The following is a 17100-nucleotide window of genomic DNA, read 5'->3' as shown; positions in this document are numbered from 1 at the left end:
AATAAATGGCAAAATTATAAAACAGATTTTAAATTGTTTTATAAAGAAGTCAACAAGCATTACAAGAGAATAAACGATGAGCTATAAAACCAATAAATACCTTCAATTATCAGGATTAGAACCTTTAATCATTACTCCAGAAACCAATTTTGTAAATGTTGGAGAACGTACTAATGTTACAGGCTCGCGTAAATTTCTTCGATTAATTAAAGAAGAAAAGTATGAGGAAGCTTTGGAAATTGCAAGAGCACAAGTAGAAGGAGGAGCACAAATCATCGATGTAAATATGGATGAAGGAATGTTAGACGGAGTTTATGCGATGACAAAATTCCTAAATCTTATTGCAGCCGAACCAGATATTGCTCGCGTTCCAATAATGATTGATAGCTCTAAATGGGAAATTATTGAAGCTGGGTTAAAAGTAGTTCAAGGGAAAAGTGTGGTGAATTCTATTTCTTTAAAAGAAGGAGAAGAAACGTTTATTCATCATGCCAAATTGATAAAAAAATATGGAGCTGCCGTAATTGTAATGGCTTTTGATGAAAATGGTCAAGCCGATAATTACGAGAGAAGAATCGAGATTTGTAAAAGAAGTTATGATATTTTAGTAGATAAAGTTGGTTTTCCAGCCGAAGATATTATTTTCGATCCTAATATTTTTCCAGTTGCTACTGGAATGGATGAACATAAATTAAACGCACTAGATTTTTTCAGAGCCACAAAATGGATACGTGAAAATTTGCCTTATGCAAATGTTTCTGGTGGTATAAGTAACGTTTCATTCTCTTTCAGAGGAAATGACAAAGTGCGTGAAGCGATGCATTCTGCTTTTCTATATCATGCCATTCAAAACGGAATGACCATGGGAATTGTGAATCCTGAAATGTTAGAAATTTATGATGAAATTGATAAGAATTTATTAGAACACGTAGAAGATGTTTTGTTAAATAGGAGAGAAGATGCCACTGAACGATTGTTAGATTTAGCCGAGAGTTACAAAGGAGATTATAAAGTAAATGAAAAAGCTATTGCAGACTCGAGTGAAGCGAACAGGCGTAAGCAATGGAGAAGTGGTTCCATTCAAGAACGATTAACTCATTCGTTAGTAAAAGGAATTGATGAATTCATTGAAATTGATACAGAAGAAGCACGTGCGAATTCAGCAAAAGCCATAGAAGTTATAGAAGTAAACCTAATGGCAGGAATGAATGTCGTTGGAGATTTATTTGGAAGCGGAAAAATGTTTTTACCACAAGTTGTAAAATCAGCTCGTGTAATGAAGAAAGCTGTTGCTTACTTATTACCATTTATAGAAGCTGAAAAAACAGGAAAATCTTCAAGTGCAGGAAAAGTTTTAATGGCAACCGTAAAAGGTGATGTTCACGATATTGGAAAAAACATTGTTGCTGTAGTTTTAGGGTGTAATAATTTCGAAATCATTGATTTAGGAGTTATGGTTCCACCTGAAAAAATAATTCAAGCTGCTGTTCGTGAAAATGTAGATATAATTGGACTAAGTGGATTAATCACACCATCATTAGACGAAATGGTTTATTTAGCCAAAGAAATGGATAAACTAAACATCAAAATTCCAATTATGATTGGTGGTGCAACAACTTCTCGTGCTCACACAGCTGTAAAAATTGCACCAGAATATAAAGAAACTGTAGTTCATGTGAATGATGCATCAAGAGCTGTAACAGTTGCCAGTTACTTATTGCAAAAAGAAACCAAAGAAAATTACGTAAAAGCAATCCGTGATGAATATGATAATCTTCGTGAAGGATATTTGAATAGAAGTCGTGATAAAAATTATTTAACTATTGAACAAGCACGAAAAAATAAATTGCAATTAGATTGGAAAAATTATAATCCAACTAAACCCAATTTTATCGGAACAAAAACTTTTGATGTTGAGCTTTCAGAATTAATCCCGTTTATCGATTGGACACCATTTTTTCAGTCATGGCAGTTGTTTGGAAAGTTTCCAAAAATATTAGTTGATGAAGTTGTCGGAACTGATGCAACCAATTTATATAATGATGCTTTATTCATGTTAGATAAAATCGTTGCAGAAAAATGGTTTACAGCCAAAGGAATTCTCGGAATTTTTCCAGCCAATCAAATAAACGACGACGACATAGAACTTTCGACTTTTGACTTTCGACTTTTGACTTTGCGTCAACAATCTCAAAAAACAGCAGGAGCACCAAACATTGCTTTAGCAGATTTTATAGCACCGAAAGATTCAGGAATTCAAGATTATATAGGATGTTTTTGTGTTACAACCGGATTTGGAGTAGAAGAAAAAGCGGCAGCATACGAAAAAGATTTAGACGATTACAATTCAATCATGGTAAAAGCATTAGCTGATAGATTAGCCGAAGCTTTTGCAGAATATTTACATCTAAAAGTTAGAAAAGAAATTTGGGGGTATGCATCCGATGAAAATTTAAATAATCTCCAATTAATCAAAGAAGAATATAAGGGAATTCGTCCAGCACCAGGTTATCCGGCTTGTCCAGACCATTTAGAAAAACCAACCATTTGGAAATTATTAAATGTAGCAGAAGAAATCGGAGTAACCTTAACGGAAAGTATGGCCATGTGGCCAGCTTCATCGGTTTCGGGATATTATTTTGCAAATCCACAAAGTAAGTATTTCGGACTAGGAAAAATTAAAGAAGATCAAGTAATCGATTATACCAAACGAAGAGGAATTTCAACAGAAGTTGCCACAAAATGGCTCGCACCAAATATAGCAGATTAAGAAATGAAAGTAACCCAACATATAGAAAAAGCCAACGGAAAACCTTTGTTCTCCTTCGAAATATTACCACCTTTAAAAGGACAAAATATCCAATCTATTTTTGACAGTATTGATCCTTTAATGGAATTCAAACCACCTTTTATCGATGTAACGTATCATCGTGAAGAATACGAGTTCAAGGAATTGCCAAGTGGTTTATTGCAAAAGAAAATTGTAAAAAAACGACCTGGAACGGTTGGAATTTGTGCTGGAATTCAGAATAAATACGATGTAGATGCCATTCCTCATGTTTTGTGTGGTGGTTTTACTAAAGAAGATACAGAAAACCTTTTAATTGATTTAGATTTTCTTGGAATTGATAATGTGGTTGCTCTTCGTGGTGATGCTTTAAAAAATGAAACGTATTTCAAACCTGAAAAAGAAGGAAATGAATATGCTTCAGATTTAGTAAAACAAATTTCAAATTTAAATAACGGAATTTATTTAGATGAAGATTTGCAAAACTCCTGTTGTACTAACTTTTGTATTGGAATTGCAGGTTATCCAGAAAAACACATGGAAGCACCAAGTATGGACAGTGATATTCATTTCTTAAAGCAAAAAATTAAAAATGGTGCAGATTATATTGTAACTCAAATGTTTTTTGACAATAAAAAGTTCTTTGAATTTGTTAAAAAATGCAGAAAATCAGGAATCACTGTGCCAATTATTCCAGGATTGAAGCCTATTGCTACTAAGAAACAATTAAATTTAATTCCACACAGATTTAAAGTAGATTTACCAGACGATTTAATCATGGCAGTTGTAAAAGCAAAAGACAATGAAGCTGTAAAACAAATCGGAATCGAATGGTGTCTGCAGCAAAGTAAAGAATTAATTGAAGCTGGAACTCCATGTTTGCATTATTATTCCATGGGAAAGGCTGAAAATATAAAAGCTATTGCGAAAAAAATATTTTAAAGTGTTATTTTTAATTAAGGATATACATGTCTTTTTTACAAATTAACGATTTATATTGCTGTTTATCAGATACTTTGTTTTTTAGTTAGCGAAAAAATTACTTTTAACGAACTAACTATTAAAAATATAAATATGAAAAGTTTATCATTCATTTTAGTTCTGTTATTTACAATTAGTTTTTCGTTTGCTAATGAGACAGATGATTTTAAAAATAAAGCAAGAGAATTAAAAACAAATAATGAGTTTAAAGATGCGATTAAATTTTATATTAAAGCTATAAAGCTAACTGAAGAAGAAAAACAATTGGCTGAACTTTATTTTGAAGTATCTGATTGTTATTTTCAAATAGGTAATAAAAAAATGGCTATTCGTGTAATTGAAGAAGCAATTATAAAGTTTGGGGTAACAAAAATGGATATTATTTCTAATGACTTTACATGTTGTACTACAAATTATTTTTTAGTTGATAATATAAAAAATTATAATAGTTTGCGTCAAAAGTATATTTCAAAATTAAAAGACATTGATGCTTTTTTAATATATGACGATTATTTAGTAAAAAAATAATTTTACGAATATGTTAACATATTAAAAAATAATTGAATCAAATTAAATATTTTTTACTAAAAACACCTTATTGGTCAATTATATTTAGATTTTGTGTTAAAATGGTATTTAAAAACATTGTAATGATGATTTTTAAATAAGGATTTTATTTTTTTTTCTTTAAAAAAAGTGGTAAGTTTATAATGTTGAACCATTTAATACTTATGCCCTATGAAAAAAATTATCCTAACTTTAGTTTTTATTTTCGTTGCGCAATTTAATTATGCAAATGAAAACGACTCCTTAATACTTGATCATGCAAGAGCTGCTAGTGTTGAGAAGAATTATGATTTGGCAATAAAGGAGTATAAGAAATATATTAAATCAGCAAATGCAGAAGATTTAAAAAATGTTTATATAGAAATAGCTAATTGTTATTTTTATAAAAATGATAAAAATCAGGCAGTTAAATATATAAAAGAAGCAATTACTGATTACGGATTAACTGAAAATGTGTTTGTTTACAATCAAGTTATAGATCCTGAGCTATCAAAATATGCTTTGTCGATTCTTTATTATGATTTAGAAAAGATGCAAAATAAATATTTAGCAACTTTAGAGTAAAAATTAAAATAAATAAAGTTGCAGCAAATAAATCCATTATATCACTATGATATAATGGATTTATTTTTTTGCAGTCATTTCTCTAAATACAGCTTCAACGTTTTTGTCTTTAGAGCTTAGTTGTAGCGTTTTTAACCCATTTTCTTGAGCGAAATCAAAAACTACAGAACGCATATCTTGGTTACTTTTAAAAGTAAGTTCCCAAATCATATCGTGTGTATTTTTATAAGAAGTTAGGTTTGGTAATTTTTGAATAAACTGTTCTTCAATTTTTAAATCAAATTCAACAACAATTGTTTGTTCTGTGCTTTCAGATATTTGATTTAATTTTTTATCGGTTACAATTTTACCATTATTAATAATAATAATTCTGTCACAAATAGCTTCAACTTCTTGCATGATGTGAGTAGAAAGAAAAACAGTTTTGTTTTTTCCAATGCTTTTTATCAATTCTCTTATTTCAACTAATTGATTTGGGTCTAAACCAGTTGTAGGTTCATCTAAAATTAAAACTTCAGGATCATGTAAAAGCGCACATGCAAGTCCAACTCTTTGGCGATATCCTTTAGATAACTCGCCTATTTTTTTATTGCTTTCCGGAGTTAACCCTGTTAGAGTAATTACTTCTTCAATTCTTGCTTTTGGGGTTTTATAAACATCAGCATTAAAAGCTAAATATTCTCTAATGTATAAGTCTAAATATAAAGGATTGTGTTCAGGTAAATAACCAACTGCTTTTTGAACTGCTTTTGCATTTTCAATAACATCGTTGTTGTTTACTAATGCATTGCCTTCATCTGCAGAAATGTATGTCGTTAAAATTTTCATTAATGTAGATTTTCCAGCTCCATTTGGGCCTAAAAAACCAACAATCTCTCCTTTTGAAATTGAAAAACTTACATTATCTAATGCTTTTTGTTCTCCGTAACTTTTGGAAATATTTACAACTTCTATCGACATATTTATAAAATTAAGTTGTAAAAGTAATTAAAAAAGAAAAAACTTAGTACATTTGTACCCTCAATAAACAAAAAAGATTTTGAACAATTCTAAATTTTATAACAATTCATATTATTTCTTCTGGAAAGGAGGAAGGGATTGTTGTGGTGTTAATTGATTGAAAAATCGTATTTAATATAAAACTATACAATCCCGATGCAAATCGGGATTTTTTTTTGCTCAAAAATGAAATAAAAATTATGAATTTAAAAATAGCAATACAAGGAATACAAGGCTCGTTTCATCATCAAGTGGCACATCAATATTTTGATAAAAATGTGCAATTGCATGAATGCTCTTCTTTTAGAGAAGTAGTTACGAGTTTGAAAACGAACCAATCGGATAAAGCAGTAATGGCAATTGAAAATTCTATAGCTGGAGCTATTTTACCAAATTACTCATTAATCGATAAAAACGAATTACATATAATAGGCGAATTTTACTTGGACATAGATATGAATTTAATGGTTTTTCCAAATCAAAAAATAGAAGATATTACTGAAGTTCATTCGCATCCAATTGCGCTATTGCAATGCGCTGATTTTTTCAGTCAGTATCCACATATAAAATTGGTTGAAAGTTCAGATACTGCAATTACTGCTAAACGAATAGAAGAAGGTTTAATTAAAAATATGGGCGCATTAGCTAGTTCAGTTGCTGCAAAAACGTATAATTTGGAGATTATTGCCAAAAGTGTACACACTGTTAAAAGTAATAAAACTCGATTTGTGATTCTGAAAAATTCAAATCAAGAAATTCCAAAAGAGTTAATTAATAAGGCTTCTATAAAATTTGAATTAGAAGATAATCCAGGAGCATTAGCCACAGTTTTGAATGTTTTGAATAATAGTAAATTGAATTTAACAAAAATACAATCTTTACCCGTTATTGAAACGCCTTTTACCTATGCTTTTTTTGTAGATGTTGTTTTTGAAAAACACAAACATTTTGAAAAAGCAATCAAAATTTTAGAATTAATGACCAAGCATTTTAAAGTTTTAGGAGAATACCAAAGTGCTAATTAATAAATAAGTTATAATTTTACAATATCAATAATGTTATGGAGAATAATAAACAAATGAGAACATGGTTAGATGATTTTAAATTAGATCATCCACTAGTAATTGCTGGACCATGTAGTGCAGAAACAGAAGAACAAGTTTTAAATATTGCAAATGAATTAAAAAATTCAGATGTATCCATTTTTAGAGCTGGTATTTGGAAACCACGAACAAGGCCAGGTGGTTTTGAAGGAGTTGGGGCAATAGGACTAAAATGGTTGCAAAAAGCAAAAGAAGAAACAGGTTTGTTAATGTCTACCGAAGTCGCAACAGCAGCTCATGTTCAATTGGCATTAGAGCACGATATTGATGTTTTATGGATTGGCGCTCGTACTGCGGCAAACCCATTTGCAGTGCAAGAAATTGCTGATGCTTTAAAAAATACAGACAAAATCGTTTTGTTGAAAAATCCAGTAAATCCAGATTTGTCTTTATGGATTGGAGGTTTAGAACGTTTGTACAATGCAAATATTAAGAAATTGGGCGTTATTCACAGAGGTTTTTCTACTTATGAGAAAACAAAATACCGTAATAACCCAGAATGGCAAGTTGCAATTGATTTTCAAAACCGTTTTCCAGATGTGCCTTTAATTTGCGATCCATCACATATTACAGGGAAGCGAGATATGATTCATGAAGTTTGTCAGCAAGCCTTAGATTTAAATTACGACGGATTAATTATTGAAACTCATATCGATCCAGATAATGCATGGAGTGATGCGGCGCAACAAGTAACACCAAATACTTTAAAACAAATGTTTGTAGATTTAAAAGTGCGTAAAGAAACAGACGAAGCAGATGATTATAATATTAAACTTGCGAAATTTAGAGCGCAAATTGATGTGTATGATGATAAAATTCTTGAAATCACTGGCAATAGAATGAAAATTGCTGATGAAATTGGCTTGTTGAAAAAAGAAAAAAACGTAGCTATTTTACAAAATAAAAGATGGAATGAAATTTTAGGAAAAATGATTTTGGAAGGTGAAAATAAAGGATTGAGTGAAGAATTTGTATTGAAATTATTCAAAGCTATTCACCAAGAAAGTATCAATCACCAGGAAAAAATTGTGAATAAATAATATATATTTGTTGAATGAAAGGAATTGTATATAAATCTACTGGAAGTTGGTATACTGTAAAAGCAGAAAGTGGTACTTTTTATGAATGTAGAATTAAAGGTAAATTTAGGTTACAAGGAATTAAAAGTACAAATCCTATTGCTGTTGGAGATGAGGTAGATTTTGAATTAGACACTACATCTGATGTTGAAAATGGTTTGATTCATGCAATTCACGACCGAAAAAATTATATTGTAAGAAAATCCGTAAACCTTTCAAAGCAAACACATATTATTGCTTCTAATATTGATATTGTTTTCTTATTAGTAACCATTAATAATCCACCTACAACAACAAGCTTTATTGACCGTTTTTTGGTTACTGCCGAAGCTTATGGAATTGAAGCGGTTTTGATTTTTAATAAAATTGATACTTTCAGTGAAGATACTTCAGACGAACAAATGTATTTGCAATATATTTATTCTCAAATAGGTTATAAATGTTTACGTGTTTCTGCATTAGAAAACAAAGGAATCGACGAACTTAAAGCTTTAATGACTAATAAAACATCAATGTTCTCTGGTCATTCTGGAGTTGGAAAGTCTACTTTAGTAAATGCATTAGAACCCGGTTTAAATTTAAAAACCAAGAAAATTTCCGACTCTCATTCACAAGGACAACATACTACAACATTTGCAGAAATGTATGATTTGTCTTTTGGAAGTGCTAAAATTATCGATACACCAGGAATTAGAGGTTTTGGAGTTGTAGATATGGATAAACAAGAAATTGGTGATTATTTTCCCGAATTTTTTGCCTTAAAAGAACAATGTAAATTCAATAATTGTTTACATAAAGATGAACCAAAATGTGCAGTTAAAGATGCTTTAGAAAAAGATGAAATTGCATGGTCTCGTTATAAAAGTTATATCCAAATTTTAGAAGGTGATGACGAACATTATAGAAACGATATTTATGGTGATGAACGAAAAGCAAGTGATGAAACGAGAAAATAGTTCCATACTAAAGTTTTTTTAAAAAATGAGGAAAACCACATTTTTTATACTGTTGAAAAATATATTTTTACAATCTAATAAGTAAATTGATAAAGTTAGAAATGAAGGTAGTAATTCAAAGGGTTTCTTCTGCATCTGTAAATGTTAAAAATGAATTCATTTCTAAAATTGGTCTTGGCCTTTTGGTTTTACTTGGAATTGAAGATGCTGACTCTAAAGAGGATATAGAATGGTTAACATCTAAAATAGTGAACCTTCGCATTTTTGAAGATGAAAATGAAGTAATGAATCTTTCTTTAAAAGATATAAATGGCGAAATAATAATTGTTTCTCAATTTACATTACATGCTGCCACAAAAAAAGGAAATCGACCTAGCTATATTAAAGCCGCTAAGCCTGATGTTGCAATTCCGTTATATGAAACTTTTGTAAGACAAATGGAATTAGAATTAGGTAAAAAAGTACAAACAGGTCAATTTGGCGCAGATATGAAAGTATCACTTGTTAACGATGGGCCTGTTACTATCATAATTGATTCAAAAAATAAAGAGTAAATAAATGAAAAAAATAATTCTAATATTTATCGTATTCTCTTGTTCTAATTATATTTTTTCACAAACTGAATATAAAGCTGTTTTTCCAGATAGTTTAAAGAAAAATGCTAATGCAATAATCCAAGAAGATTTTACCGATATTGAAATTGAGTCTATTGATAAAATGACAATTAAAAAAAGAAGAGTTATAACGGTTTTAAATGAACAAGGATTAAGAAATGTTGATGCTGTTGAATATTTTAGTAAATCAAATAATATTAAGAAAATTGAAGTTACTATTTTTAATTTATTTGGAAAGGAAATAAAAAAAATCAAAAAGAAGGATTTTGTTGAAAGCGCAGTTGGCGATGGTTTTATTTCAGACAACAGAGTTCTTTATTTAAACTATACGCCAATACAATATCCATTTACTATTTTATTTGAAAGTGAAAGAGTTACTTCTAATACTTCATATATTCCTTCTTGGCAAGCCACAGATGATTATTTTGTACATACTTTGAAGTCTTCAGTTCATTTGAAGTATAGCGAAAACATTAAATTTAAGTATAAAGAAGTTAATTTCACTAATCAAGTAAAAAAGGAATTTAAGCAAAATGAATTGTATTATGAAATAGAAAACTATAAGCCATTTAAAAAAGAAGAACTAGCTCCTTCATTAAAAAAAATGGTTCCATATGTACTTTTCGGTCTTGATGAATTTAGTTATGAAGGTATAAAAGGTTATGCTACAAATTGGCAAGTTTTTGGAGATTGGGTAAACCAAGAAATGTTAAAAAACACCGATGTAATTGAGCCAGAAACAATTTTAAAGCTAAAAAATCTAATTGGTGAAGAAAAAGATAATTTAAAAATTGCAGAAATTATCTATAAGTATGTCCAAGATAAAACGCGTTATGTAAGTATTCAGTTAGGTGTTGGTGGTTGGAAACCTATGTTGGCTAGAGATGTAGATCGTTTAGGCTATGGAGATTGTAAAGCACTTACAAATTACACAAGATCATTGCTTAAAGCTTTTAATATTGATTCTTATTATACAATTGTTTATTCGGGTAGTAATAAAATGGACTTGCAAGAAGATTTTGTTTCTATGCAAGGAGATCATGCTATTTTAGGAATACCAAATAACAATACAAATGTTTGGTTAGAATGCACAAGTCAAACCCAACCTTTTGGTTTTCAAGGAGATTTTACTGACGATAGAAAAGTATTAATAATTTCTCCTGAAGCATCTAAAATTGTAAAAACAAGTTCTTACAATAATGAAAAAAACTCCCAAAAAACAGAAACAATAATTAACTTTTTAGAAGAAGGTAAAATTAACTGTAATGTGTCTATTTTGTCAAAAGGAATTATTTACGACAGCAAACTTAATTTAGAACTTAAAAGTAAAGCAGAATTAAATAAATTTTATAATTCATATTTAGATAAAATTAATAACAAAAATTTTGATCAAATTGAAGTTGTTAATAATAGAAAAAGTTTAGAGTTTACTGAAAATTTAAAATTTTCTGCAACTGAATTTGTTCAAAAAAGTGGAAATAGATATATAATTCCAATTAATGTTATCAATCCTATTTCTTATATTCCCTATAATTATGAAGAAAGAAATAACCCTTTTGAAATTGACCGTGGATATTTTCTAGATGACGAAGTTGTGTTTAATTATCCAGCTAATTCTTCATTAGAATCAATTCCTAAAAATATAACTATTGAAAGTGAATTTGGAAAATATGAAGTTCAAATTAATAGAAAAGAAAACAATTCATTAGTTTTAAGAAGAAAACTATTGCTTAAAAAAGGATTTTATACAAGTGAAAAGTATAATTCTTATAGAAAATTTAGAGAAACTATTGCTAAAACCGAAAACCTAAAAATCGTCATTTTAACAAACTAACAAATGAAAAACAAACTAATTTTATTTTTATTAATTGCAGGATTACAATTTATAAATGCTCAAAAATATGAACTTGGAGAAGTAACAAAAGCAGAATTAGAAGAAAAAGCACATCCTATAGACCCTACGGCAGAAGCGGCCTTTTTATTTAATATAGGAAAATCATCTGTAGAATATTCTTCAACTTCTGGTTTTATGGTTATTACAGAGGTTGAAGTGAAAATTAAAATTTACACAAAAGAAGGTTTAAGCTGGGCAAATAAAGAAGTTTCAATTTATACAGGTGCAAATGAAAAAGAATTTGTCGATTTTTCAAATGCAGTTACCTATAATTTAGTAAATGGTTCTATTGAAAAAACAAAACTTAGAAGAGAAGGTGAGTTTAAAGAAGAAACCAATAAATATTGGACAAAACAAAAAATAGTAATGCCAAACGTAAAAGAAGGCTCTATTGTAGAATATAAATATATTATTAAATCGCCTTTTATTAGCTCATTACCCGATTGGTATTTTCAAAAAGCAATCCCAGTTAATTATTCAGAGTTTACAACCAAAATTCCAGAATATTACATCTATAATGCTTACAGAAAAGGAAGCTTATTTCCTAAAGAAGAAGTAAGTAAAAAAGAGAAAACTATTACTTTTAGAGACAATGAGAGAAAAATAACTGGAGGTGTTCTTTTGACGGATTTTTCTTCACAAAATATAAATTATACAGAAACACAAACAAAGTTTGTGTTAAATAATGCTCCCGCAATTAAAGACGAAAATTATGTTACTAACATAAATAATTATGCAGCTGGAGTACAACATGAGTTGGCTGGTTCTAATATGCCAGGCGCAATGTTTAAATCATTTTCTATAACTTGGGAAGATGTTGTGAAAAATATATATGATAATGAAAATTTTGGAGGAGAACTTAACAAAACAAGTTATTTTGAAGATGATTTAAAAACAATAGTCGACAACTCAAAATCAAGCGATGAAAAGCTTATTTCAATATTCGAGTTTGTAAAATCAAATCTAAAATGGGATGGTTTTCATAGTGTATACTGCGATAAAGGGGTGAAAAAAGCCTTTAAAGAAAAAACAGGAAATGTTGCAGAAATTAATTTAATTTTAGTTTCAATGCTTAGAAATGCAGGTTTTAAAGCCGATCCTGTTTTAGTAAGTACTCAATCTAACGGAATTGCATTTTTCCCATCAAGAACAGCTTTTAATTATGTTATTGCAGCTGTAGAAATTAACAATCAATATTATTTATTAGATGCAACTTCTAAAAATTCAATTCCAAATAAATTACCTATTAGAGCATTAAACTGGACAGGTAGAATAATTAAAACGGGTGGTTCTTCAGAAGTAATTAATTTAACCAATTCATCACCATCTAATGACCAATTAACGTTAATGTGTACTTTAAGCGAAGACGGTTCTGTTAATGGAAAAATAAGAGAAATTTATTCAGATTATAATGCAATGCTTTATAGAGATAATAACGCAGGACTTACAGATGAATCTCGTTTAGAAAAAATAGGAAAAAGATATAATGGAGTTCAAATAACAGATTTAGATGTTAAGAATTTACAAGATATTTATAAGCCAATTACCGAATCTTTTTCTTTTTCAAGCTCAAGTTTAGTTGATAAATTAGACGATAGAATGTACTTTAACCCAATGCTTTTCTTTCAAGTTGAAGAAAATCCATTCAAATTAGAAGAAAGAACTTATCCTGTAGAATTTGATTATCCATTTAATGAAACATATAATATAATTATTAAAATACCAGAAGGATACGAAGTAGAATCAATGCCAGAACCTATTAATTTATTAATGGAAAACAATTATGGAGGCTTTAAATATAATATTTCTCAAAATTTAGACAATATTCAACTAATTGCGAGTCTTAATATCAATGCCACATTAATACCTTCTCAAAATTATAATGCTATAAAATTATTTTATAAAGAAATGATTAAAAAGCACTCAGAGAAAATTGTTTTAAAAAAGAAATAACATGAATATAAAAAATGCACAATTAGAAGTTGATAATTGGATAAAAGAGCACGGAGTTCGTTATTTTAATGAGTTAACTAATATGGCACAACTTACTGAAGAAGTTGGTGAAGTCGCCCGAATTATTGCGCGCCGTTATGGCGAACAATCAGAAAAAGAAAGTGATAAAAACAAAGATTTAGGCGAAGAACTTGCCGATGTTGTTTTTGTAGTAATGTGTTTGGCAAATCAAACCGGAATTGACTTACAAGCAGCTTTCGATAAAAAAATGGATGTAAAAACAAATCGCGATCACGACCGTCATCATAATAACGAAAAATTAAAATAAATTGAATTGGATTTTATTAATAATAGCTGGTCTTTTTGAAGTAGGTTTTGCAACTTGCTTAGGCAAAGCAAAAGAAACTTCAGGAAACATATCTTATTATTGGTATGCTGGTTTTTTAATTTGCCTAACCATAAGCATGGTTTTATTAGTAAGAGTAACCAAGGAATTACCAATCGGAACAGCTTATGCCGTTTGGACAGGAATTGGAGCTGTAGGAAGTGTTTTAGTTGGAATATTTATTTTTAAAGAACCAGCAACTTTTTGGCGTGTATTTTTTTTAACCACATTAATTCTATCTTTAGTAGGATTAAAATTCGTTTCTAATTAAATGAATTTAGTACTTCAACATTCAAATATAGATAAGTCGAAATCATCAATAAAAATTACAGGTTCAAAGTCTGAAACCAATAGATTGTTATTGTTACAAGCTTTATATCCAAATATTGAATTAAAGAATATTTCTCAATCAGATGATTCAAACGTGATGGAAGAAGCATTGCGAAATTCACAACTCACAGCTCACAATTCACAATTAATTGACGTTCATCATGCAGGAACAGCTATGCGTTTTCTAACCGCTTTTTTTGCCATTCAAGAAAATAGAGAAATCGTTTTAACAGGCTCTTCAAGAATGAAAGAACGTCCAATAAAAATATTAGTTGAAGCTTTAAAACAACTTGGAGCCGAAATTACTTATGATGAAAATGAAGGTTTTCCGCCTATAAGAATTAAAGGTCAAAAAATCACAAATAATAAAGTGACTTTAAAAGCAGATGTTAGTAGTCAATACATTTCTGCATTATTGTTAATTGCTCCAAAATTGGAAAACGGTTTAGAATTAACTTTGGAAGGAGAAATCACATCCATTCCCTACATAAAAATGACATTAGCATTGCTAAACGAAATTGGTGTTGAAACCAGTTTTAAAAATAATGTCATCAAAGTAAATCCACAATTCACAATTCACAATTCACAATTCACCATTGAATCAGATTGGTCTTCAGCTTCTTATTTCTATTCCATAGTTGCATTATCCGAAATTGGAACACAAATCACATTATCAAGCTACAAACAAAATAGCATACAAGGAGATTCAGCTTTAGCAGAAATATACAAAGACTTTGGAGTAGAAACGGTTTTCAATAGCAATAAATCAATTACAATTTCAAAAAACAATAATTGTCAATTACCAATTATCAATTGTCAATTAAACAACTCACCAGATATTGCTCAAACCATTGCAGTAACCTGTTTCGGATTAGGAATTGCATGTCATCTAACAGGATTACATACTTTAAAAATCAAAGAAACCGACAGATTAGAAGCGCTAAAAACTGAATTATCAAAATTAGGAGCAATTATTTCTGTTACTAACGATACTCTAACAATCGAACAATCGAACAATCTAATAATCGAATCAAGTATAGATACATATCAAGACCACAGAATGGCAATGGCATTTGCACCATTAGCTTTAAAAACTGCATTAGTTATTAATGAAGCTGAGGTGGTTTCAAAATCATTTCCAACTTTTTGGGAAGATTTAAAATCTATTGGTTTTAAAATGGAATAATTTTATCGTTTAATGAGTTGAATTTTGTCTAAAATCAAAGTAATTTTATCTGACGAAATTGGAATTTGTTTTTTGTTTTCAAGTTCTAAAAAACCACCGTCAGATTTATTGTATGCAACTACAAAATTAAAATTTACAATATAAGATTTGTGTACTCTAAGAAATGGAGAATTATTACATAAAGTGTCTTCAAAATTCTTAAGGTTTCGGCTTACCATATGTTTTATGTCATTAACACAAAATACTTCTGAGTAAGCACCTTCTCCTTTAATATAGGAAATTTTAGAAGTATCGATAAAAATTAAACTATTTCCAGATGGAACAGCAATTTTGGTTGAACAAGTATTAGAAATGTTTTCTTTTAATAATTTAAAATTTAATTTTTTTTGTTTCTGTATTTCTAATCGATTTATAGCTTCAGTAAGTTGTTCTGGATTAATTGGTTTTAATAAATAGTCAATTGCCGAAAGTTTGAATGCTTGTATTGCATATTCGTTGTAAGCTGTAGTAAATATGATCGAAAAATTAATGTCACTTTCATCAAAAAAATCCAATAATTCTAAGCCGCTATGACCAGGCATTTCAATATCTAATAAAATTAAATCGGGATTATGTTTGCGAATTGCTTTTACACCTTCGGGTAAATTTTCACATTGAGCAATAATTTCAATTTGTGGGCAATATTCTGCTAAAAGTAATTGTAGAGTTACTCTTGCACGTTTTTCATCATCAATTATAATTGCTTTCATTTAATAAGATATTGGAATTTTAAATGTTACCGTTGTACCAATAGATTGTTTTAAAAAGTTAGTTTTATCGGTTATAACTATTGAAATGTTATTATGATTGTATTGGTTTAACAAGTCAATTCTGTTTTGCATAGCTTCTGTAGCAAACGAATTATGGTTTTTGTTTTTTATAGTATTTAATTCGCCACTTTTTTGTCGGCCAATTCCGTTGTCGTCAATTGTAATTTTTAAAATATCATTGTTTTTTTCAAAACTAATTTTTAACTCTTTATTATCTTTTTTATGCAATAAACCATGTTTAATGGCATTTTCAACATAAGGCTGTAGCATCATTGATGGAATTTTTATGTGCTCATTGTCTAAATCACTATTTGTATTAATTTCATACTTAAAATCATCTTCAAAACGTGCTTTTTCTATATCTAAATAGAGTTTTAAGGTTTTTATTTCTTCGTTAACTGAAATATAATCTTTTTCGGTTAGCTCTAAAATGGTTCTTGTAAGATTAGAAAATTTAGAAAGATATTCTATTGCTTGTTTTTTTTCGTTTGATAAAATATAAGATTGCAATGTATTTAGTGCATTGTAGAAAAAATGCGGGTTCATTTGCGATTTTATTGCTTTTAATTTTGACTGATTTAGATTTTTTTCAAGATTTACTTTTTCAATTAGTAATTCGTTTTTACGTTTTAATTTGCGAATTTGCCATTTGTAAAAGCTGTAAATTAAGACTAAAAAAAGTATGCCAATTCCAATTAAAAAGAAGGTGTTTAACCAAAATGGTTTTTTGATTTTAAAATGTATAGTCTTTATTTCGGTGCTATTTTTTGTATCAATTTTTAATTTTATTTCATAGTCATCAGGCGACAAAGAAGACAAAATTAAATTTCTATTTTCAGCATCTAAAGTATTCCATTTTGAATTGTTAATGCTGTATAATACTTTAAATTTT

16 protein-coding genes are annotated in these 17100 nt (G+C 29.1%); 13 read left to right on the top strand and 3 right to left on the bottom strand.

Annotation, left to right across the window (positions count from 1 at the left end; genetic code table 11):
• The first annotated feature begins 76 nt into the window (after positions 1-76).
• The 4 genes from metH (at position 77) to OLM55_RS01670 (ending at position 4900) form a co-directional block, all read left to right on the top strand.
• Positions 77-2770, top strand: a complete 2694-nt coding sequence (metH, locus tag OLM55_RS01685; protein ID WP_264559687.1) for a methionine synthase — start codon at positions 77-79, stop codon at positions 2768-2770.
• Between the two features lie 3 nt (positions 2771-2773).
• On the top strand, positions 2774-3730 hold the full coding sequence (gene metF / locus OLM55_RS01680; protein ID WP_264559686.1) for a methylenetetrahydrofolate reductase [NAD(P)H]: 957 nt from the start codon (positions 2774-2776) through the stop codon (positions 3728-3730).
• A gap of 132 nt (positions 3731-3862) precedes the next feature.
• Positions 3863-4297 (top strand): tetratricopeptide repeat protein, encoded by a 435-nt coding sequence (locus tag OLM55_RS01675; protein ID WP_264559685.1) that lies wholly within the window; start codon positions 3863-3865, stop codon positions 4295-4297.
• Positions 4298-4507: 210 nt separating this feature from the next.
• Positions 4508-4900, top strand: coding sequence for a hypothetical protein (locus OLM55_RS01670; protein ID WP_264559684.1), 393 nt, complete (start codon positions 4508-4510; stop codon positions 4898-4900).
• A gap of 60 nt (positions 4901-4960) precedes the next feature.
• Here OLM55_RS01670 and gldA read toward each other — a convergent pair whose 3' ends face one another.
• Positions 4961-5860, bottom strand: a complete 900-nt coding sequence (gene gldA, locus OLM55_RS01665; RefSeq protein WP_264559683.1) for a gliding motility-associated ABC transporter ATP-binding subunit GldA — start codon at positions 5858-5860, stop codon at positions 4961-4963.
• Positions 5861-6099: 239 nt separating this feature from the next.
• On the opposite strand from gldA, the gene OLM55_RS01660 reads away from it, so the two are divergent.
• The 9 genes from OLM55_RS01660 (at position 6100) to aroA (ending at position 15399) form a co-directional block, all read left to right on the top strand.
• Positions 6100-6924, top strand: coding sequence for a prephenate dehydratase (locus tag OLM55_RS01660; RefSeq protein ID WP_264559682.1), 825 nt, complete (start codon positions 6100-6102; stop codon positions 6922-6924).
• Positions 6925-6959: 35 nt separating this feature from the next.
• On the top strand, positions 6960-8042 hold the full coding sequence (locus OLM55_RS01655) for a bifunctional 3-deoxy-7-phosphoheptulonate synthase/chorismate mutase type II (RefSeq protein WP_264559681.1): 1083 nt from the start codon (positions 6960-6962) through the stop codon (positions 8040-8042).
• A 14-nt stretch (positions 8043-8056) separates the two neighbouring features.
• Positions 8057-9037 carry a ribosome small subunit-dependent GTPase A gene (gene rsgA / locus OLM55_RS01650; RefSeq protein WP_264559680.1) on the top strand — a complete coding sequence of 327 codons (981 nt, stop codon included), beginning with the start codon at positions 8057-8059 and terminating at the stop codon, positions 9035-9037.
• A 101-nt stretch (positions 9038-9138) separates the two neighbouring features.
• Positions 9139-9591, top strand: a complete 453-nt coding sequence (gene dtd / locus OLM55_RS01645; RefSeq protein WP_264559679.1) for a D-aminoacyl-tRNA deacylase — start codon at positions 9139-9141, stop codon at positions 9589-9591.
• A gap of 4 nt (positions 9592-9595) precedes the next feature.
• Positions 9596-11485, top strand: a complete 1890-nt coding sequence (locus tag OLM55_RS01640; protein ID WP_264559678.1) for a DUF3857 domain-containing protein — start codon at positions 9596-9598, stop codon at positions 11483-11485.
• A 3-nt stretch (positions 11486-11488) separates the two neighbouring features.
• Positions 11489-13498 carry a DUF3858 domain-containing protein gene (locus OLM55_RS01635; RefSeq protein WP_264559677.1) on the top strand — a complete coding sequence of 670 codons (2010 nt, stop codon included), beginning with the start codon at positions 11489-11491 and terminating at the stop codon, positions 13496-13498.
• A 1-nt stretch (position 13499) separates the two neighbouring features.
• Entirely contained in the window at positions 13500-13826 is a 327-nt protein-coding gene (locus tag OLM55_RS01630) for a nucleotide pyrophosphohydrolase (RefSeq protein WP_264559676.1), read from the top strand.
• Between the two features lies 1 nt (position 13827).
• Positions 13828-14154, top strand: coding sequence for a DMT family transporter (locus tag OLM55_RS01625; protein WP_264559675.1), 327 nt, complete (start codon positions 13828-13830; stop codon positions 14152-14154).
• Positions 14155-15399: a 3-phosphoshikimate 1-carboxyvinyltransferase gene (gene aroA, locus OLM55_RS01620; protein WP_264559674.1), complete on the top strand. Its 1245-nt coding sequence runs from the start codon at positions 14155-14157 to the stop codon at positions 15397-15399.
• Between the two features lie 2 nt (positions 15400-15401).
• Here aroA and OLM55_RS01615 read toward each other — a convergent pair whose 3' ends face one another.
• Both OLM55_RS01615 and OLM55_RS01610 read right to left on the bottom strand, forming a co-directional pair.
• A complete protein-coding gene (locus OLM55_RS01615) occupies positions 15402-16148 on the bottom strand; it encodes a LytR/AlgR family response regulator transcription factor (protein ID WP_264559673.1) in 747 nt (248 codons plus the stop codon).
• Positions 16149-17027 (bottom strand): sensor histidine kinase, encoded by an 879-nt coding sequence (locus tag OLM55_RS01610; protein WP_264559672.1) that lies wholly within the window; start codon positions 17025-17027, stop codon positions 16149-16151.
• Positions 17028-17100 lie beyond the last annotated feature (73 nt).

Source organism: Flavobacterium sp. N2270, assembly GCF_025947225.1.
In the GTDB taxonomy this organism is placed as follows: domain Bacteria; phylum Bacteroidota; class Bacteroidia; order Flavobacteriales; family Flavobacteriaceae; genus Flavobacterium.
This window is presented reverse-complemented; position numbering and strand designations above follow the sequence as displayed.